Raw genomic sequence first — 20,219 nt, 5'->3', positions numbered from 1 at the left:
ATAACCAGCTAAATAATGAAACCTAAAGCTAACTTGAAATCCGAAAACTATACAGATCAATTCCTAGAAGATGCCGCCCCGGAAATAGACCCCAATGCAATGCCAGCACTGCGGGTTCAGGACTTGAGTTTTTATTACGGAACTCACAAAGTCTTAGAAAATTTATCGATGAATATCCCTCACCCGCAAGTGACGGCTATTATTGGTCCTTCAGGTTGCGGCAAATCTACGTTTCTCAAAGCTCTCAACCGGATTGGTGAATTGGAGGGAAAAGTTAAAATTAAAGGAAGAGTAGAGTTTTTTGGACAGGATATTTACAGCCCAAAAGTAAACATTAATAGTTTGCGTCGGCAAATTGGGATGGTGTTTCAAAGACCGAATCCTTTTCCACTGAGCATCTACGATAATATTGCTTACGGGGTGAGGATTTTTGGTCGCAAAAGCAAAGCAGAATTAGATGAAATTGTGGAATCGGCACTCAAAAGTGCGGCGCTTTGGGATGAAGTCAAAGACGATTTGAATAAATCGGCTCAGGGGATTTCGGGGGGACAGCAGCAGCGGCTTTGTATTGCTCGCGCTTTGGCTGTGAAGCCGAAAATTTTGTTGATGGATGAACCTTGTTCTGCTCTAGATCCGATTTCTACGAAGAAGATTGAGGAGTTGTTTCAGACTCTGCGGCAGCAGTTAACAGTTGTAATTGTGACGCATAATATGCAGCAGGCGGCTCGCGTTTCTGATTACACGGCTTTCTTTAATACTGATGAAAGTCGCATCGGCCGCATGGTGGAATTTGGGCCGACAAGTAAGATTTTTACTTCTGCGGGCAATTCGAGTACGAGAGATTACATTCAAGGCCGTTTCGGTTAATACTTACATCTTGAACCTCTTTCAGAACAGGCAAGATGTCTATTCCACAACAGACAAATATTTTTGTGCAGGCATCTTGCCTGCTATAGTTATGTTTTCAGAACAGGCAAGATGCCTGTTCCACAACAGACAAATATTTTTGTGCAGGCATCTTGCCTGCTATAGTTATGTTTTCAGAACAGGCAAGATGCCTGTTCCACAACAGACAAATATTTTTGTGCAGGCATCTTGCCTAGTATATTTATGTCTTCACCACTGCTGAAGCGAGAGTTAGGTATTTTCGGCGCAACTCTCATGGGCCTGGGCTCAATCCTCGGTACCGGAGTATTTGTGAGTATCGGCATTGCTGCGGAAGTTGCGGGGCCGGGAGTGATTTTGGCTGTAGGTATTGCGGCTTTAGTTGCTGTTTGCAATGGCCTTAGCAGCGCTCAATTAGCGGCAAATCATCCTGTTAGCGGCGGTACTTATGAATATGGCTACAAATATCTCAATCCTTGGCTGGGTTTCACTGCCGGCTGGATGTTTCTGTTGGCGAAAACGGCTTCTGCGGCTACTGCTGCTTTAGGTTTTGCGGGGTATTTTTTAAATGCAGTTGGTGTAGCCGATCGCACTTACCTGATCCTAACAGCTTTATTCGCCCTCGCCACCCTCACTTTAATTGTATTGACGGGAATTAGGCGATCGAATATGGCCAATACTGCCATAGTCTCAGTTACAGTTTTATCCTTAGCGGTGTTTGTTGCTGTAGGTTTGCCAGAGGTAAGGTGGGAAATGCCCGCCCTACAGAATGATAGCTCGATCGGCTCCATCTTCGAGGCCACCGCCCTGATGTTTGTCGCTTATAGCGGTTACGCCCGCATCACCACCATGAGCGAGGAAGTGCGGGAACCGAGAGAAACCATTCCCAAAGCCATAATTTTCACTTTGGTGCTGACAATGCTGCTTTACGTGGGGGTAGCAGTAGTTGTCGCGGGCGCGGGGGGAGCCGATAAATTGTCTTTACAAATAGGCGGTACGACTGCACCTTTGGAAGTCATCGCCCGCAGTTTCCGAATTCCAGGAGTTTCTCAACTGCTAGCCGTCGGCGCCATTACCGCTATGTTGGGAGTTTTGCTGAACTTAATTTTAGGGCTGTCGCGCATCTGGCTGGCGATGGGGCGGCGTCTGGATATGCCCAGAGTCTTGGCGCGGCTGAATCCTTCGGGGACAACTCCCTACGTGGCTGTGGTGGTTGTCGAAGTTACGATAGCACTTTTAATCCTCGTCGGCGATGTCAAAACCACTTGGTCATTTAGCGCTTTTAGCGTTTTGATATATTACGCTATCACCAACCTCGCCGCGCTGCAACTTTCCCCCGCCGAAAGGCTTTATCCGCAGTGGTTGGCTTGGGTGGGTTTGGGGAATTGTCTGTTTCTGGCTTTCTGGGTGGAGAGGGAAATTTGGCTGACAGGATTGGCATTAATTGTCGCCGGTTTAATTTGGCGGGCGATCGTCCGACTCCCGGCGAGAAACTAGAAGTGTGATAAATTGAAACAGCATCCCGCATTGTAGAGGGCCATGCCCGATCGAACTCCCTTGCTGGCGACTCAAGAATCTCTCGCATTCAGCGCCATCAGTCGCTATATAGCTCAAACCCTAATTACCATTCAGGAACAGCATCCCGAATGGATAGCTGAAAAATATAGGAAAACCCCCTGGGCTAAACCTGATTTTCAGTCAGTTTTGATTGGAAAATTGACAAAAAGTTTCACTGTAGCCAGCGATACAGATTCCCTGCTGCTGACTGCAAAAAAATACCTACAAATTCTGCTGGTTCCAGAATTCGTTAATTCACCTCAATTCAGCAAATTATTTGCCAAAATTCAGCAGCTAGCCCCATCTCAAACAGCACCCACTAAATCACAAAACTCAGTTTCCTCCAAACCTCCCACTCCCACTACCAATCAAACAAATTCGCTTCCTCTCGGCATTGCTATCTTGCTGCTAGATGTCGAAAACTTGCAACTCACCATCGAAACCGAAAAATTCCTAGAGGGAATTTGCCACTATCCCATCCAAATCAAAGTCGCCTTTGCCAACTGGCGCAGCATGGGCAAAAAAGATGCCGAATTTCACCAGCGCGGCTATCAACTAATTCACGTCCCCCCCGGCAAAGACAGTGCCGACTTAAAAATGGCTACAGTCGGCGCATCGATTTTCGTACATTATCCCACAGCCAAAGAGATTTTTGTCTGTTCGTCCGATCGCGCCCTGACTCACCTCAGCAACACACTGCAAGCCCACGGATTAACCGTATTTCAAGTCCGCAAACAAATAGATAAAATCATAGTTTTAAACAGCAAAACCGGACAAATGGAAACCCATTCCCTTGTAACCATACCGGAAATTACACCCCTCGAAGAATTAATTATTCAGCTCAAAGAATTAATCAAAAAAGAGCAGAAACGCACCTCAACTCAGTGGATAAAACTTTCCACTGTTTCAGCTTTATTTAGAGAAAATTACGGCTTAGTCCTCAATCAAGTTGTTGCCCATCATTTGCTCGGTACTAAGACCAGGGATATATTTCTGAAATATCCCACCGATTTTGTCCTGCACAAACCATCAGAAACTTCTCAAACTTATGTCACTCTTTTTGAAGTGAGACTGTCACCCCCACCGCCAATACTAAGCCAAGAAAATCTGAATAACCACCAGGCAGCACCTGCAACTTTGACAGATATTAATTCTCTGGAAGACTTGGAAAGAGCTCTGGTCAAAATCGTTGGCGACTTAACCGACAACTCTCCTGAAAATTCTGTATTTCTCTCCAATGTAGGCAGCGAATTTCACCGACAATACGGCAAACAAATTACCCAAATAATTAAAGATTTTAATCTCGGTAGGAAATTTACTAAATTTTTGCAATCCTGCGCTTCTCTCCAGCTAAAAAAAGCCGAAAAAGGCTGGCAAGTTTCCCTCAATTAATTAAAAATTAAAATATATCAACATCCCCATTACTAGCAACTTGAGTTATCATACAATCTGGACGTAAAGAAATGTAAAGGGATATGCACGACAAAGTTGTGGTTGTGGTGGGTGCGACTGGCGGCATCGGTTCAGCAGTGGCCCGGAAACTTGCTGATGCGGGTGCGAGGCTAGTGCTCGCCGCCAGAGACAGCAGTAAATTAGACGCTTTAGCTAGCGAAATTTCGGCAACAGAGGTACTGTGCGTGCCCACAGATATCACCGATTTGCCACAAGTCGAGACGTTGATGCAGACAACTCTGGAACATTTCGGACAAATTGATGCCCTCATAAACGCCGCTGGTGCCGGAATTCTCAAGCAGTGGAACAAGTTAGAACCCGCTGATTTAGATGCAATGCTTGACTTGAACTTAAAAGGCAGTTTTTACACGTCTCAAGCAGCGGCGAATGTGATGAAAGAGCGTAAATCCGGCCACATTTGCAATGTCATCGGGATTTTGGGCAAGCATTCGATGGCGATGGGAACGGCTTATTGCGCTTCAAAGTTTGGGGTAGTTGGTTTCAGCAAGTGCATGGCAGATGAGCTGCGACGCTACGGCATTAAGTTTACGCTATTCTATTTTGGCGGGGTGGATTCTCCGTTTTGGGATAATGTGAGTTTGAAGGTAGACAGGTCAAAAATGCTGAGTACCGAAACTGCCGCCAATGCGATTATGTTTGCTCTTTCGGCTGACCCGCAAGCTGTGCCGATGGAGATTAATATTCAGCCGGAAAGTCATTTGTTCTTTTAGCTATTGAGGAATGATTTGAAGGCAGAACGCAGCGGAAGCTGAAGGCAAGAAAAATTATGATATTTTTAGGTTTGAGAACTTGTACAGCACTTAATTATGTAGGGTGCACGGGCTGGCGCACCTTACCCCTATAATTCGCGCGTCAAACTATTTGTTTTTTGCGTAAGTCCTTTTGGCGAAGGCGTCGCGGCAAACCCAAGTTATCCCAGACACCGGGTGTCTTTTCTTTTAAGTGCTGACTTATTTCTGCCTTCAGAGGGAGCTAGGATATTCAATGTTTAGGTTATTATTAAGTGGGCGCGCAATAAAAAGTATGAAAAATATCCATTACTCAGTCTCTACCTTGCAATTTTGCCTTGAAAATCAGCAGATTTTCCATTTTTCAGTTTCCATTTTCAATTATTGATTATGGAGTTCGATCGCATTCAATTTTACGTTGAAAACGCTAAAGTATCCCGCGACTGGTTTGTCGGCAAGTTAGGCTTTCAATCAATAGCAGGTTATGCCAACAGCCACACTCACACTGAAGTTGTCAGCAGCGGCAATGTATGTTTTGTTTTATCTTCGCCTCTGACACCCGCTAGTCCCGCTGCTAGTTGGTTGAAGTTTCATCCTCCAGGGATTGCCGATGTGGGTTTTCGGGTAAAAAATATTGAATTAGCGGTAGCTAGAGCGGCTGCTGAAGGCGCTAAAATCCTGGAACCGATTCAAGAAGACCTAAACGCAGGAGGCTATTTTAAGCGGGCAAAAATCGCGGGCTGGGGAGATTTAAGCCATACGCTCGTGGAGCGAATTGGCAGCCATTCACTGCTATCGGCTTCGGATAAGCTGCCGTTGTTTACCCGGATTGACCACGTAGTGTTAAATGTTGAATCGGGCGATTTGTCAAGTGCTGTTAGTTGGTATCAAAAAATATTAGGTTTTCAACCGCAGCAAAATTTTGACATTCAGACTGAGAAATCGGCTTTGCGGAGCCAAGTTATGGTGCACGCTGAAGGTGGGGTGCAATTCCCGATTAATGAACCGGCATCAGCTAATTCTCAAATTCAAGAGTTTTTGAGCGCCAATCGGGGGCCGGGTATTCAGCACATGGCTTTGCAAACTAATAATATTGTGGGTGTTGTTGCCGATTTGCGATCGTGCGGTTTGCCTTTTCTGCCGGTTCCTCCAACATACTACTCCGAATTGCAGCAGCGGCAAAACTATTTGCCCGCAGATTGGCAAGCAATTGCAGCTTGTCAAGTTTTGGCCGATTGGCAAGAAGATACTCCCGCAGCGATGCTGCTGCAAATCTTTACCCAGCCAATTTTTGCAGAACCGACTTTCTTTTTCGAGATTATTGAGCGCCGAGTTAGTTTAGTTAACGGGAAACAGGTGCAAGCTGGAGGTTTTGGGGCGGGGAATTTTCGAGCTTTGTTTGAGGCAATTGAACGTGAACAAATGAAGAGAGGAAGTTTGATAGATGATTGATAAAACTTCCACTTTTTCGGTCATACAGGCGTGTTAATCAGCACTGCGATGTCTTTCCAACCGTAGGCAATTTCTTTGAGTGCAACTCCTGCTCTACTTGTTTGCTGTTCCTCTACTTTTTCACCTCCTAATAATTCATAAAACTTATAGGCTGGATTGTCTCCTAGTACCCAAACTAGCATCGAGTTCAAACTTAATTCTGCCAATTTTGTGGCAACTGTTTTCACGAGTTGCCGTCCAATTCCTTGACGCTGATATTCCTCCAAAATATAGATGGCAAATAATTCTCCTTTATATACATATTTGCCTGTGCGCTCGCAACCACCCGCAGCAAAACCCACAATTTCTCCCGATTCATTCTCAGCAAGGCAGACAAAAACGCCAGTCTTTTTGACGTTTGCCAGGATTTCTTGCCAATTGCTTTCTCGCTTTTCATAGGATAACTGTGCGAGGTAATTTGCTGGTACAATTTCCCGGTAAGCTGTGCGCCAAGTATCTAGATTCACCCGTGCGATTGCAGGTGCGTCAGCGATGTTAGCTTCTCTCACAATCATCAGAACATACTCCTTTCGGGCCCTGAAATTCTATTTTCAAGTCTAGGGCAACTATACGATCGCGTCCTTCTAGTTTAGCTCGATACAGCGCTCGATCGGCCTGTCCAATTAACTCCTCGATCGATAAACCAGCAGCAGGTACAGTAGTAGCGATACCCATACTGAGAGTTATAAACTTACTTACCTTGGAAGCAGCATGAAAAATTTCCGCTGCTTTCAAATCGCTGCGAATTGCTTCAGCTACCCGCTTTGCTTCTTGCACATCAGTTCGCGACAAAATTACCGCAAATTCTTCGCCACCGTAGCGGCCGGCTAAATCTCCTGCCCGCTGAGCGTTGCTAGCTAAAATCTCGGCTACTTGTTTTAAACATTCGTCGCCTCCTTGATGCCCGTAATGATCGTTGTAAAGTTTGAAAAAATCGATATCGCACAAAATTAAAGATAGCGACTCTTTTTCTCGCTCCATCAACTGCCATTCTAACTCCAATTTTTTGTCAAAACAGCGACGGTTGGGAATTTGAGTCAATCCATCCACCGCAGCGAGGCGCTGCAATTCCATGTTAGCTGCTTGTAATTCTAATTTGGCTTGTTCTAAAGCTAAGTTTTGCCGAGCTAATTCTTCACTTTGGCGTTTTTCTTGTTCGTACAAAAAGCGGATTGAAGCTTCAGCTTCTTGCAATTCTTGCTCTGCATATTTGCGCTTGACAAATTCTCCTAATTGAGAACTTACCACAGCTATGATCTGAAGTAAATCTTGATCTGGTTGCAGTTCTTCCCGGCAAAAAAAAGTCATTACTCCTACAACTTGGCTCCTAGCGTGAATGGGGAAACCGAATCCCGATCGCAATCCCGCTTCCTCGGCCAAGCGCGATCGCACGAAATTGGGATCGCCCACAAGATCAGTAATCCACTGCGTACAACCGCTTCTGGAAACCGCTCCCGGCAAACCCTCACCCGCAGCAAAAGTAATCTGCTGGTCGTTTTCGGCAAACTCCCTAACTTCCTCCGCTGCCTGCCAAACGGCCACCCGCCGCCAACAAGGAGTTTCCTCGATCGGACAGCAAAGCGGCAGGCACCAAAGCGGATCTGTTTCAGATTTTATTTCCTCACCCAATCTAGTTTCTTTCTCCGCCTCAGCAGGCGTCCAAAGTTCGCCAAAATCCCACCCAAAACTTTGGCAAATAGCTTGCAAAATTTTCGGAGTGGCGCTATCTAGAGAAGTTGATTCTGACAGGATATGAGTCACAGCATACTGTGCTTCTTGACACTTTTTTATGCGTTGTTGCTTGGTAATGTCTTTGCCGATATAAACAAAATCTTGTATAACCCCGCTATCTCCATCCTTGCTTCCTGGGCTTGTCTCGAAAGTAGAACATGAAAACGCAACAATCAGCTTTAAACCTATTTTCGTTTGGCAAGCTACTTTTACTTGAGGCCAATATTCGCTTTTAAGTGCAGGAGGTAGCTGGCTGACTTTGCGTAACAATTCCTCCTCTGCCGTAATCATGGATATGGATTTGCCAATTAATTCCGATTCGGTATATCCAAATAATTGCTGTGCAGCTTTATTCACTTTTTTGATTTGGCCCGATGTTCCTGTTACGAACAAAACATCCCCTAGGGAATTAATAATTTTGTCAATATAATCGCCAGCCGCCGCTAAGTTATCGCCTTTAATACTTGTTTTATTGGCAGCCTGAACAATGGTTGGCTGAGATCCAATGCTATCTGTCACATCTTCGCATAACATAATCAATCTGTCAGCATTGGCTTGTCCTTTACAACCAAAAATGTACAAATTTAGATACAAATAAGATCCGTCTTTGAGAACTCGGCTAATTGATTTTAACTGACAATCTTGCTGTCGTTCTTCAATAATATCTTCAAGGATTCCTTCAATTCCGATTAGTTCAGGAAAACTATCGCGCACGTCTTTTCCTTCGCCTACTTCCTCATGAATGTAGGCAAAATCTTGCACTTTCAAAGATATTTCTTTAATCTTAAGATCCCGATCGACTGTGAGGTACTCAATCCTGCGTAAGGATAACAGCTTATAAAGAAGAATATTAATACTTCTGGGGCTGCTCTCTACAGTTAATGTGGGAAGCATCTCGTTATTGTAGAGCATCTCTCTCAAAGGTTAGCCGGTAAAGTTAGTTGTTGTTTGGATGCGATTTCTCATGGGAATTTTTATCCTGGCAAATGTCATCACCTGTTACCGCTGGCTAATTTATGCAAACAGTACACTTTGGATTCTCCAAGCAGTTTTTTGCTTATTTTAAAAATGGGGTCAAATATTAATTGAACCAAATTTTTTTGAGAAAACGAAGTCAAAATCAGCCTCGATTGAGGTTGAGATTTATGAACAATATGTAGCGGTTTACACTATTTGTGCGGCACATTTTAATTTTAAATTCCCCGATATGGCTGACAACCGCTCAAGTTGAGGAACAGCACAGTTTAATTCAAATGTTTGCTTTAATTAGCACCATTCCTATAGACCTTACCTCCCCTGGGTATTTGTGTCAATTTTTGTAAAGAAAGTGTTACCTTTAAATGATATATAGCCTTTCTCAGTAACATGAGGTGCACGCTTGATAAGCGGGCATAGGGCATAGGCCTCCGTGGGCATAGGGCATACCTCACCAAGATTGAGAACTGCTATAGTATCGAAGGATTTGTATAAAAGCTTAAAAATACTCTGCTAAATGCTGAGACTTATTACCGACTTTGACGGCCCGATTATGGACGTGTCCGATCGCTACTACCGAGTTTACCAGTATTGTCTCGCCGAGACTAAGCGTTCGGGCCAACCAGTGCGAGAACTCCCCAAAGCCGAGTTTTGGGACATGAAGCGCGCGCGGGTTCCCGAAACCGAAATTGGCATTGTCTCAGGATTAGACGCAGCCCAAGCCCGCGATTTTGCCCAGAAACGCCGTCAAACCGTCCACACCCTACCCTACATGATTTATGATCAACCAGTTCCCACCGCTCTGGAAACTCTCGAAAAGGTGCAGGGCGCTGGAGTAGACTTAGCGGTGATGACCATGCGCCGTGTTAGGGAACTAGATGAAGCCTTCAACCGCTGCAATTTAGGGCATTTTTTCCCAGAAAACCGCCGCTATTGCCTCCCCAACGATTACGTTAAAACCGGGGATGTCAAAGATAAGCCGCTGTTGATGGCAAAAGCTCTTGCCGAACTGCCTCCGGCTTCTGACACTTGGATGGTTGGGGATACGGAGGCAGATATTGTAGCAGCAAAGACGCACGGTGTCAAGGTAATTGGTGTTTTGTGCGGAATTCGCGATCGCGCCCAACTAGAAATGCACCAACCGGATTTAATTGCTAACAATTTGAGCGAAGCAGTTGAGATTATTTTAGGTCACAAAAATTAGTCATTAGTCATTAGTCATTAGTCATTAGTCATTAGTTATTAATTGTTAGTCATTAGTCATTAGTCATTAGTTATTAATTGTTAGCTGATGTTATTGGTCGGAGGTTTTGATTCCACAGTTATTAGTGGTTGGCTGCTGACTAATAACTGCTGACTAATAACTGCTGACTAATGACTGCTGACTATCGCAGAAAACCGCTGACCAGCCACAGAATTAAAAACGTAAACAAAGCGATAAATTTCTCTGTTGTTATAAATGCCGGACTGACCAAAGAACCCAAAAATCCTCCCAGCAACAAGCCTATAACCAAGCCAGCCACAGTCAGCAGCACGGCGCGACCAAATTTTTGTTCCTTGCGATTAACAAAATAAAGACAAGAGCCGACCCCAAGAGCCAGAGTCAACTGTAGTAAACCATCATTAGCCGCCGGATAAATACTCAGTCCGCCTAACCCCACATACACCCCAGCCGGCCACAAAATGTCCGATCGACTAGGAGTATCGATTAGCCGCTGCAACCAAGCTGGGCTGCCACTAGGAGGAGAGGGAGTAAAGCTTGGGGGTGGGGGAGTCAGTCGTTCGGGAAAACGGATGCGTTCGGGTACTTTAATTTTCCCTTCCTGTCGCTGCCGCAGGCGATCCATAAGGATCGCGTCGTAAGCGGCTTCGAGCAATTCCAAACGTTTCTTGTCACCGCTGTACTGCTCAGCTAGGCGCGTGCGGGCCTCTTGCACTTCATCAAAAGAAGCATCTTCATCGACTTCAAGAAGTTGATAGGGAGTTGGCTCACTCATGGTAATAACCCGCTGAATACTCTCGTTATAGAGCAATCTTAACAAGAGAGGAAAGCGGGGCGGGAGCTCTGCCGCTTTCCCAAAAGTTTTGCTGCTAGTTTTTGGTGCTTTAAAACAGGAACCAGCAAACCTTACGAAAATAGAAACTAGAAGGCATTTGGCATTCGTAAATAAAAAATAATGAATCCAAAGATTTTTATTTTTATCTTGGCCGTCTAAAATTTTACCTTCTGCCAAATGCCCTCAGAAGGGACTTGTCCCGCAGGCACTCACAATTCCCGACCACTGGACTTTTTTAAGTCGATCGCGACGGTAGGAAAAAAAGCGATCCGAGTCAGAATAAGTACAGAAAGGAGCGATCGCCACTTGAGAAAGATCGATTCCCAACTGCTGCAATTGCAGAGCATTGCAGAGGCGAACATCCAAGCGTACTTTTCCCGGTTCTGGATCGGCTAAGACAGGCGTTTCCGGCAGTTGATGCAAAAACTCTAGAATGCCGTCTGCTGTCGCACTAACGGCACTCTTAGGAGCAATGGTGGCTCCCAGTTCCGCTGCTACTTCCACAGATACCTGGTAAACCTCTCCAGCGATCGCCGGCCCCATAGCAATCTTCAGATTTTCTAGTTGACTGCCTTGTGCCACAAGTTGAGCGATCGCCTCTGGTAATATCTTAGCAGCAGTCCCGCGCCAACCCGCGTGAACTGCAGCAACGAGTCCCGTGCGATCGTCAGCAATCAGCACCGGCACGCAGTCAGCCGAGCAAACCCAGAGCGCCTCCAATTCTCGATCGGCAACCAAGCCATCAGCCTCAGCATAGCTTGGGGCAGCGGTTTCCGGGGCCGGAGCCACAACCGGGGACAAATCACTCGTTTTGATTACCGCATTGCCGTGTACCTGTTGGAGTCGGTAAACTTTAGCTCCCGGTTCGAGAACTGCCGTCAGATCGATCGGCCCCAGGGGCGAGAAATCGCGCGTAAAAAAGCCGTGAGACCAGCGAGAAAGCAAGCTGCAAGTCAGATAAGGCAAGCCTTCAGAACTCTGCCAGTCCCAACTGATACCGTCAGGTCCTCCGGCACATTCAGACTCAGGAAAATTTGTCAAGCGATCGCCAGCTACAGTCATGAAACCTATCCTTACCCAAGCGCATCATTTAGCTTGTATTCTAAACAATCAAAAATTTTGTCCGCGAAGTTTAAAAGCCGGGCTAGCTTTTAGGAAAAAATCGCGCTCGGTCTGCGGTTTGAGGACGACCGACAGCGCACAAATTTTGCAAAACCCCAGAAATATAGGCAACTAATTAACATAGACGAACGCCAAAGCGCTATCATCAGTGTGGCCGTCACAGACTTCTAGGCAAGTGCCATCGGGATCAAAAAAACCGGATATCGATCGCGAGTGAATGCGTAAGGCATTTGAGCTTGTTCTATGTGCAAAAAAAATTGCCTCAAGCCCGGTAAAATCAGTTAGGCCTGTATATAAAGACAAGGATTGCCATACATTCGATCCTGACTTCGAGATCCTTGTGCCCCCTGTTGAGTTGGGAAAAAAAATCGTGAAACCAGTTCCAGACAAGCAAATAACAGCCCCTTTGAACACCAAACAGCAAAAAAAGAACCCTACAGGCACCCGAACTCGATCGCGCCTTTTGTCCGATCGCTCACTGCTGGTGGGACTGGGTTGCCTTGCCAGTCTGGGACTGCTCAGCAAAGGCCTAGTTTGGGCTCAAGCCGAAACTCCGCTAGCAGAACAAGCCGTCCCCGGCGCAGCAGACCTCCAGCCATTATTTGAAGCTCCTCTCCCGCCCCCGGAACCCGAATACAGCCAAGGGTCGCCCGAACCATACCCTGAACCGCAGGCAGAAGTTCCGCCGTCCGAGCCTTTCGATGCCGCACCGCCCAGTGAGCCGGAGTACGCCAGCGAACCACCTCCCACCCAATATTATCTGCCAGAACCCGCGCTGATTCCCCTGCCAGAAGCGACGGCCCAGGAGCCGCCTTTTGAAGCGCCAGTTAACCCAGCCCACGCTGAAATCGACCAAACAGACTACAGTGTTGGTGCTACCAACGAGTACGAAGCTCCAACCAGAATAGAGTTTGCAGAACGATCGACTGGCTGCGAAGGAGGTGGCGATTTGTGCGCGCCTCCTCCTGTTTCCGAGCCGGTGACGGCAGATGCAGGAGAACCAAGCTACAGCAGGGAAACTCCGAGCGCAGGCAACGGCTATATTGCAGCCCCTCCTCCTCGAAATCTGCCAGAAAGCCTTCCGGGCGATGTTCGGGAAACTGTGGCAGGAAATAGTAGCGGAAATCCTGTCAGTAAAATCGGTCAAGCCGTTCAACAAATAGGCAGCCAGGTTTGGGGGAGTTCCAACCCGCCGGAATCTGCTTACGCACCCCCGCGCTACTCGGCTAACCCTGGATACTCCGCAGACGCAGGATATTCCGCAGACACTGGATACTCTGCTAACATCGGCTACTCGGCTAACCCTGGATACTCCGCAGACGCTGGGTATTATGCCGGATCTGCATCTTACGGCGGCGGCCCTCCAGCGCCCAGCATGGGACTCGGGCCGATTCAAGTCGGTGCCGTTAGTGTCAGCAGCGGCAGCAATACCGGTTTTGCTTACTACAATCTCACGCCGCGTCCCGCAGGCCTCCCCGGAAATGGCAACACCAGCTTGCTGTTTCCGCTATCTATTGCTTCGGCAATTACTTCGCCCTTTGGGTGGCGGACTCATCCGGTTATGGGCTACGGCAGGTTTCACACCGGAACTGACTTGGGAGCCCCGATGGGAACGCCCGTACTGGCGGCCTATGCGGGTCAAGTGGCGATCGCCGATTGGTTGGGCGGCTACGGTTTGACAGTGGTTCTCAACCACAGCAAAAAGTCTCAGGAAACTCTCTACGGCCACCTTTCGGAACTGTTTGTGAAACCGGGAGAGTGGGTGAAACAGGGAGAGACTATCGGCCGCGTCGGCAGTACGGGAATGTCTACAGGGCCTCACCTCCACTTCGAGGTTCGGCAAATGACTGACCAGGGTTGGGTGGCGATCGATCCGGGTTCTCAGCTAGAATTCGCTCTGGCAAAAATGATCGGCAGTTTGGAAACCGCCAAAGTACCGCAAATGCCGAAAATGGTGGAAATACAAACCGCTAGCGGACTCAAGGATTTGGAAAACGATCTGCCCCAGCTTCCACCTCTGCCGCTGGGAATGGACATCGAAGTTCACAACCTCCAGCCGCCATTCCCCGAACTTTTAAAAGCTGACATTTCTAAGCCCAAAGATACTGAAGCAGTCAAACCCAAACCTCAGAAGCAAGCTAACAGGTAAAAATTAGGGATTGCCTAAATTAATTTTCTTGTGGAACGGTCGAAAAGCCCAGCCCACAAGAAAATTTATGTTTGGTGCAACGAACAGGCGAACTCGTTGCTTTTCCTCGTTACCAGGCTCTTTCGGGTAAGGAGGAAAAACTGATAAAAAATGGTAACTTGGAGCTTATGCTAATAGCGCAGCATTTGTGGGAATTAATTTTATTTCTGATTATTCTAGTCGGGCCGATTCCCTTAAGCTTGTCTCTGGCCTTTGAGAATCAGAAAGAAAACAATAACTATTCATTTCCCCATTTTCTCCTTGTACTCCTGACGGGATGGAGTATTGCACAAGTTTGTATCGGCTTGATTTTAGGAAGTGCCGATCGCCTAAATATTGCTGCGGTGATTATAGCAGAAATTTTGATGGGTGCGATCGGCTTCATCCTGATTTATACAAAAAATCACAAAACTTTTACCTTCTCCGAGTGGCCGATTCCCCAGCTCAAGCAACCTCTGGCAAAATCCGAACGCCTAATTATTTTTGCCACCGCTATTGCAGGATTTTTGCTGTTACAAATTCTCGCAACCAAACCCACAACCAATTATGATTCATTGTGGTTTCACCTACCTGCGATCGCCAGATGGTATCAAACCCATTCATTTACCTTATTAGATGCGGCCGGAAATTGGATTTTTGAACAAGAACAAGCCCGAGTATATCCTTACAATTGGCACGTTTTATCTGCTTTGTGTGTACTCCCATTCCGAGAAGATTTTCTCGCAGCTTTTCCCCTGCTAATTGCGTGGGTACTTGAGGGAATTGCCGTTTATCTATTAAGCGTAAAATTTGGAGCAACCCGAATTCACGGTATGGCAGCAGCATCTTTAGTATTGACAGTACCGATGGTGCTCAACCAAGTTAACACTATTCACCCAGACTTACCGCTAGCTGCAATATTTACAGTAGGTTTGTATCTTGGTTTATCCTATCACAGCAGCCGATCGCACTCGGAACTCTCCCTATTTTTGGCAGCCACAGGAATGCTAGCCGGAATAAAAATCACTGGAATAGTCTATGCAGCATCACTTTTAGGAGGATTAGCAATATTAGAAATTAAAAGATTCGCGGTTAATAAAAAATCTACACCTGCTAATTTTAGGATTCGCCACTTTCTCAAACCAGTCTTGCTGTGCGGCGTAGCTTTTTGCTTGCTTTTAGGAGGTTTTTGGTATGCGAGAAACTTGCTGCAAATCAATTATCCTGTCAGCGAAGTCGGGGATATTAAAATTCCTTTAGAGCCTGTTCCCTTACCGCCTCCGGTACCTGGGCCAACACCTCCGGTACAGCAGCCGCCCGCTTCGCCACTTCTAAAGATTTGGCAAAGCACTTTAGCAGCTCAATTTAATCCCAGCAATTTTTCCCACTGGCAAACTGTCGGCTTACAAATTATCATTAGATTGCAACTGCCCTTTCTGGCGATCGCACTTCAGGTATTGGCAGCACCTCTTGCATTTATTCAGGGTAAAAGTAGAATAATTAATCAAAATAATATTATTTTAATTATACTTCTCGCCAGCACAGCAGTTCTGTATTTAATTACACCTTACACCTCCGGGACTGTCGGAGAGTCGATCGGTAAACTCAGCCCTATACTCGGTTTTAACCTCAGATACGGATTTCCCTTTTTAAGCGTACTCGCCATCGCCGCAGCAGCTACAGCAACTCTCTTGAAAACTCAAAACCAAGTTGTTCTGGCAGTGGTTTTGATTAGCGGTTTTTGCGGAATTATTAGCAACAAAATTTTTGATTATATTAAAAATGCTTCTTTCACCGGAGATAGTATTATTTGGGGGAGTTTGTTGATTGATAATTTTAAGTCTAATCCAGTAGAAGCTATTAATAGTATCTGGAAAATATTAGCTCCGAGTTGGCAAGATATATTGCTAGATCCGATATTTTATATTGTGTCACTGACTCTGGCTGCGAGCTTGTTGAAAATAAATCCAAGCTTCGGATGGCTGAATCAACTATTTCCAAGTCGCAAAAAATCAATTTATATAGTAATAATTGCTGTGTGCATAGGATTGATAGTAATTGGTCATTGGAGGGAGAAGCGAGATTTTGCACGCACCGAACTGTATCGCGGTATTTACGAATATATTGATAAAAATACACTACCAGATGAAAGAATAGGCTTCTTTTTAAGTTCGCGCAGCTACCTGTTTTACGGGAGAAATTTGGACAGACAAGTTTTATATGTACCATTTAGAGCCGATCGACTTTCGGCATGGATTGACAACCTGCGGCAAAATAAAATTAGGACTGTGGGATTCGGGCCCCTGACTGAGACAAACGCAGCTACCAGAAAATCTTTATCTTGGCTGACAAGTGCTCAGGGCCCGCTGCAACCAGTTTTCGGTAAAGATTTTAATACTGAGTCGGTGCTATATCGCTTGAAAAATTAAAAGTTATTAGTTACCATGAACCAAGCTAAAACTCTATTTTCAATTATTGTTCCGACCTACAATCGCCCCGATAAATTAGCGGCGTGTATTCAGTCTTTTGTTGAAATTGAATATCCGCGCGATAAATTTCAAGTTATCGTGGTCAACGATAGCACCGAAATCTCTGTAGAAAATACAATTTTGCCTTTTAAAAATCAGCTAAATATCACACTTCTGACACAACCAAACTCCGGCCCTGCAACGGCGCGAAATACTGGCTCTTTTGCAGCAGAAGGCACATTTTTAGTGTTTACAGACGATGACTGTACTGTGGGGGTAGATTGGCTGCAAAATCTGGAAAAGCGATTTGTGGAAACACCAGATTGCTTAATCGGAGGTCGAACTGTAAACGCGCTGCCGGATAACATCTATTCTACTGCCAGCCAGCAACTGATCGATTACCTTTACAGTTACTATAATGCTATTGGCGATCGCGCGCAATTTTTCACTTCTAACAATTTTGCCCTTCCCGCTGAGGCTTTCCAAAAAATCGGCGGCTTTGACACGACTTTTTCTCTAGCGGCTGGAGAAGACCGCGAATTTTGCGATCGGTGGTTGCATTCGGGCAATGCCGCCATTTACGCTCCCGAAGTTATAGTCTATCACTCCCATGCACTAACTCTTCGCAAATTTTGGAAACAGCAATTCAATTATGGTAGAGGTGCTTTTTTGTTTCAGCAAATTATCTCGAAACGCGGGGCTAATGGGAAACTACAACATCCGTCATTTTATTTGAATTTGCTAACTTATCCATTTTTCCACGCACCGGGCTTTCAAAAGCTATTAATTGCTGCATTGTTTTTAGTTTCTCAGGCGGGAATTGCTGCGGGGTTGTTTTGGGAGAAAAACAATTTTGTTGAGGAATAGAGTGGGATTATTGAACCGCAGAGAACGCAGAGAACGCAGAGAGAGAATTAAGAGTTAGTAGGGTGCGTCTGTTTTTAGTCGTCAATTATTGATAAAATAATTCGCGGATTACGCACCCTACAACTACAAGTTTATTCTTTAGACCTCTTGCAAAAAAAATATGTGTTATCCTTAAAATTAGGCTCAAGTTTAAGTCAAACTTTGAATTATTGGGTTGATTGGCATCTCCTTAAACTTGCCCAGCCTGCTAGATTATAAAATTGGCTAAACTTTCCTTAATAGCACAAGATTATTGTGCAAGAGGTCTATTGTTGTGTAAGATATTTGGTCAGTTCTGAAACTTCACCAGCGCGTTGCCAGTCACCCTCTCCTCGCCTGACTTTTGTGCGAGCCGTAATTTTCTGAATCTCCCACAGTTGCAATGCGGTATACGGCCCCTCGGCTTTACCAGAGCGGAACACGTACCAGTTATCAACTTCGGGGGCTGCTAGTCTCGCAGGTCGCATCCGAGTTGCTCCAGCATCGGCACTCAGTTGATTGAGTTCTTGTTCTATTGGATTTGGAGCGGGTAAGTTTGTGGCAGCAGGCGATCGCGTTTTTGTTGGTTTCTGCTTTTTAGCTTTGGCAGCCAATTTGACCGCCCGCCGATGTCGAACCCACAAATCGTACTGATAAAGGTAGGGTGAGAGGAGGAGCATGCCGATCGGAATTAGATCGCGTCTGAGTACGAGAATGTTGCGCCTCAATAAATAAGTGTCGAACTCCGACGCTTCAGCTTTACTGGGAACTGGTAGCAGGTACGCTATTACCAAAACTGAAATGAGAAAAGCTACAAAGCTGACAATGAAAGCGTTCAGTCCTTCTCTCCAGTGTGACCGCTCTAGTCCAGTCCAGCGATCGGTTAGGTACTGGCGGACAGAGCTGAGTTTTGGGTGCGCTGGCAAATAAGTCAGTAGAAACTTCACTGTCGCTGCGATCGCCCAATGGAAAAAGGTGAATACAAACGGTACTGTAAGCCAAGCCCCAATGAAAATGACTAAAAAGTTGTCACCACTTTGGAGTTGAGATTTGACCAGGGCGGAGAGAATGTAGACAAGTCCAAAACCCCTTAACCATGAGATAGGATAAGGAAACCACGCGGGCCATGATGGAATTTTCATGAGCTTGCAATTAGGAGTTCGTTTGTGTAGTAGCTTTCAACCCCCGAGTTTTATCTTAGCAAGGTGCGCCGCGCGCACCCGAAGATTAAATAAATCCGTGTTCTGCTAAGAATTCTGGTGTAATTGTTCCCAAACTGTTGATTGTGGGGGTTTCTTCCCACGGTTCGGGATGGGATTTTGAGCCGCTGCGGAGAAATTTGGCGACATATTTACCCAGAATATCTGCTTCTAAATTAACTAAACTTCCTGGTTGCAAATAGCTGAGGTTTGTCTCACCAAAACTGTGGGGAATGACAGCAACTTCAAACCAATTGCCGTCAGCATCGCAATCTGCCACGGTTAAGCTGATGCCGTTGACGGCGATACTGCCCTTGGAAACGATGTAAGGTGCGATTTGACGTTGCCATCCCGAATTTGCTGCCGGTGGGGCAGTAAACCGCATCTCCCAAGCGTTGGCGGTTTGGGTTGAGGTTGCTAAAGTGCCGATCGCATCTACGTGTCCCGTCACGAAATGTCCCCCCAATTTGCTACCGGCGCGCAGGGAGGTTTCTAAGTTGACCCAAGCATCGGGGAATGCTCCCAAAGTAGTACGGCGCAGGGTTTCCGGGGAAGCGACGGCGACAAAACCTTGGGGCAGAACTTCCACCACGGTCAAACAGACTCCATCCACGGCTACGCTGTCCCCAATGGCTAAATCTTGTAAAATCTGGTAGGAGTTGTTTGATGTGCAGGAAATTTGGAAATAATCGTTGCCTAGCGACTTCAGCTTTCCGAGAGATTGAATTAGTCCTGTAAACATAAGTATTTTTCCTTAGTCGATCGCTTATTTACATCAAATCACAGGGACAAACCAGAGACAGGAGGTTTTGCCGTCTCCCTGTCCCCCGGAGTCAATCTAAAATCTAAAATCGACAGTCCCCGATCAGTTGCTGATTCAGGCGAAGATCAAGTCATACTGGATTTAGGTGATCTTTATGTCCAAGTTCTCTACTGCCTTACAGTTTCTTAATTCTATGAGGCCGATCGAATGATTGAAATGAAAGTCGCTGGAATTGCCTTAGATGCAGCCACGCGCAGTCCTATTGTCCTATTGAGAGACGCTACTGAGCGACGGGCTTTGCCTATTTATATCGGTCAGGAGCAAGCAAAGGCTATTATTAGCGCGATCGAAGGCCACAAGCCTCCTCGGCCCTTAACTCACGATCTGATGGTCAATTTTTTAGAGGCATGGAGTCTTACCTTGGAGCGCATAGTTATTCACTCGCTGCAAGATAACACGTTCTATGCCGTCCTGATCGTCCGTCAGGGAGAAGTTAAAAAAGAGATCGATGCCCGACCTAGCGACGCGATCGCCTTAGCCCTGCGAACGAACTGCCCCATCTGGGTGATGGAAGAAGTCGTCGCCGATGCTTCGATACCTGTCGATCGAGATGCTGATGAGGCCGAACGCCGGGCCTTCCGGGAATTTATCTCAAACCTCCGTCCAGAGGATTTGATTAAGAGAAGCGGCTTGGGCCCGGGCGAAACTTCCTAAACTT

At 46.1% G+C, this 20,219-nt stretch carries 16 protein-coding genes; 10 read left to right on the top strand and 6 right to left on the bottom strand.

Features of this window, described 5'->3' with window-relative positions:
- Positions 1-15 precede the first annotated feature (15 nt).
- The 5 genes from pstB (at position 16) to hppD (ending at position 6,095) form a co-directional block, all read left to right on the top strand.
- Complete coding sequence (gene pstB / locus QUA07_RS02235; RefSeq protein ID WP_333322208.1) at positions 16-867, top strand: phosphate ABC transporter ATP-binding protein PstB; 852 nt, start codon at positions 16-18, stop codon at positions 865-867.
- 243 nt (positions 868-1,110) lie between these two features.
- On the top strand, positions 1,111-2,382 hold the full coding sequence (locus QUA07_RS02230; RefSeq protein ID WP_333322206.1) for an APC family permease: 1,272 nt from the start codon (positions 1,111-1,113) through the stop codon (positions 2,380-2,382).
- 42 nt (positions 2,383-2,424) lie between these two features.
- Positions 2,425-3,834, top strand: a complete 1,410-nt coding sequence (locus QUA07_RS02225; protein WP_333322204.1) for an NYN domain-containing protein — start codon at positions 2,425-2,427, stop codon at positions 3,832-3,834.
- Between the two features lie 83 nt (positions 3,835-3,917).
- Complete coding sequence (locus QUA07_RS02220; protein ID WP_333085141.1) at positions 3,918-4,625, top strand: SDR family oxidoreductase; 708 nt, start codon at positions 3,918-3,920, stop codon at positions 4,623-4,625.
- A gap of 408 nt (positions 4,626-5,033) precedes the next feature.
- Positions 5,034-6,095, top strand: a complete 1,062-nt coding sequence (gene hppD / locus QUA07_RS02215) for a 4-hydroxyphenylpyruvate dioxygenase (RefSeq protein WP_333322202.1) — start codon at positions 5,034-5,036, stop codon at positions 6,093-6,095.
- Between the two features lie 20 nt (positions 6,096-6,115).
- Here the strand turns inward: hppD and QUA07_RS02210 are convergent, their stop codons facing one another.
- The gene (locus tag QUA07_RS02210) at positions 6,116-6,649 is read right to left on the bottom strand and encodes a GNAT family N-acetyltransferase (RefSeq protein ID WP_333322199.1); all 534 of its coding nucleotides are present in this window, start codon (positions 6,647-6,649) and stop codon (positions 6,116-6,118) included.
- Positions 6,630-8,777, bottom strand: a complete 2,148-nt coding sequence (locus tag QUA07_RS02205) for a diguanylate cyclase domain-containing protein (protein WP_333322197.1) — start codon at positions 8,775-8,777, stop codon at positions 6,630-6,632. The genes QUA07_RS02210 and QUA07_RS02205 overlap by 20 nt, the downstream gene beginning before the upstream one ends.
- A gap of 580 nt (positions 8,778-9,357) precedes the next feature.
- On the opposite strand from QUA07_RS02205, the gene QUA07_RS02200 reads away from it, so the two are divergent.
- Positions 9,358-10,044: an HAD family hydrolase gene (locus tag QUA07_RS02200; RefSeq protein WP_333322195.1), complete on the top strand. Its 687-nt coding sequence runs from the start codon at positions 9,358-9,360 to the stop codon at positions 10,042-10,044.
- Between the two features lie 181 nt (positions 10,045-10,225).
- On the opposite strand, the gene QUA07_RS02195 is transcribed toward QUA07_RS02200, so the two are convergent.
- On the bottom strand, positions 10,226-10,837 hold the full coding sequence (locus QUA07_RS02195) for a CPP1-like family protein (protein ID WP_190663744.1): 612 nt from the start codon (positions 10,835-10,837) through the stop codon (positions 10,226-10,228).
- A 243-nt stretch (positions 10,838-11,080) separates the two neighbouring features.
- A complete protein-coding gene (gene pgeF, locus QUA07_RS02190; protein ID WP_333322192.1) occupies positions 11,081-11,959 on the bottom strand; it encodes a peptidoglycan editing factor PgeF in 879 nt (292 codons plus the stop codon).
- A 430-nt stretch (positions 11,960-12,389) separates the two neighbouring features.
- Here pgeF and QUA07_RS02185 point away from each other — a divergent pair, with 430 nt between their 5' ends.
- The 3 genes from QUA07_RS02185 (at position 12,390) to QUA07_RS02175 (ending at position 17,521) form a co-directional block, all read left to right on the top strand.
- On the top strand, positions 12,390-14,168 hold the full coding sequence (locus QUA07_RS02185; protein WP_333099421.1) for a peptidoglycan DD-metalloendopeptidase family protein: 1,779 nt from the start codon (positions 12,390-12,392) through the stop codon (positions 14,166-14,168).
- Positions 14,169-14,242: 74 nt separating this feature from the next.
- The gene (locus QUA07_RS02180) at positions 14,243-16,615 is read left to right on the top strand and encodes a hypothetical protein (protein WP_333099452.1); all 2,373 of its coding nucleotides are present in this window, start codon (positions 14,243-14,245) and stop codon (positions 16,613-16,615) included.
- Positions 16,616-16,630: 15 nt separating this feature from the next.
- On the top strand, positions 16,631-17,521 hold the full coding sequence (locus QUA07_RS02175) for a glycosyltransferase (RefSeq protein ID WP_333099422.1): 891 nt from the start codon (positions 16,631-16,633) through the stop codon (positions 17,519-17,521).
- A 305-nt stretch (positions 17,522-17,826) separates the two neighbouring features.
- Here QUA07_RS02175 and QUA07_RS02170 read toward each other — a convergent pair whose 3' ends face one another.
- A complete protein-coding gene (locus QUA07_RS02170) occupies positions 17,827-18,681 on the bottom strand; it encodes a DUF4339 domain-containing protein (RefSeq protein WP_333099423.1) in 855 nt (284 codons plus the stop codon).
- Positions 18,682-18,766: 85 nt separating this feature from the next.
- Complete coding sequence (gene ribE / locus QUA07_RS02165; protein ID WP_333099424.1) at positions 18,767-19,480, bottom strand: riboflavin synthase; 714 nt, start codon at positions 19,478-19,480, stop codon at positions 18,767-18,769.
- A 228-nt stretch (positions 19,481-19,708) separates the two neighbouring features.
- Here ribE and QUA07_RS02160 point away from each other — a divergent pair, with 228 nt between their 5' ends.
- Positions 19,709-20,215 carry a bifunctional nuclease family protein gene (locus QUA07_RS02160; RefSeq protein ID WP_015176672.1) on the top strand — a complete coding sequence of 169 codons (507 nt, stop codon included), beginning with the start codon at positions 19,709-19,711 and terminating at the stop codon, positions 20,213-20,215.
- The last annotated feature ends 4 nt before the right edge of the window (positions 20,216-20,219 follow it).

The sequence above is a fragment of the Microcoleus sp. T3_A4 genome (assembly GCF_036700465.1).
In the GTDB taxonomy this organism is placed as follows: domain Bacteria; phylum Cyanobacteriota; class Cyanobacteriia; order Cyanobacteriales; family Microcoleaceae; genus Microcoleus.
This window is presented reverse-complemented; position numbering and strand designations above follow the sequence as displayed.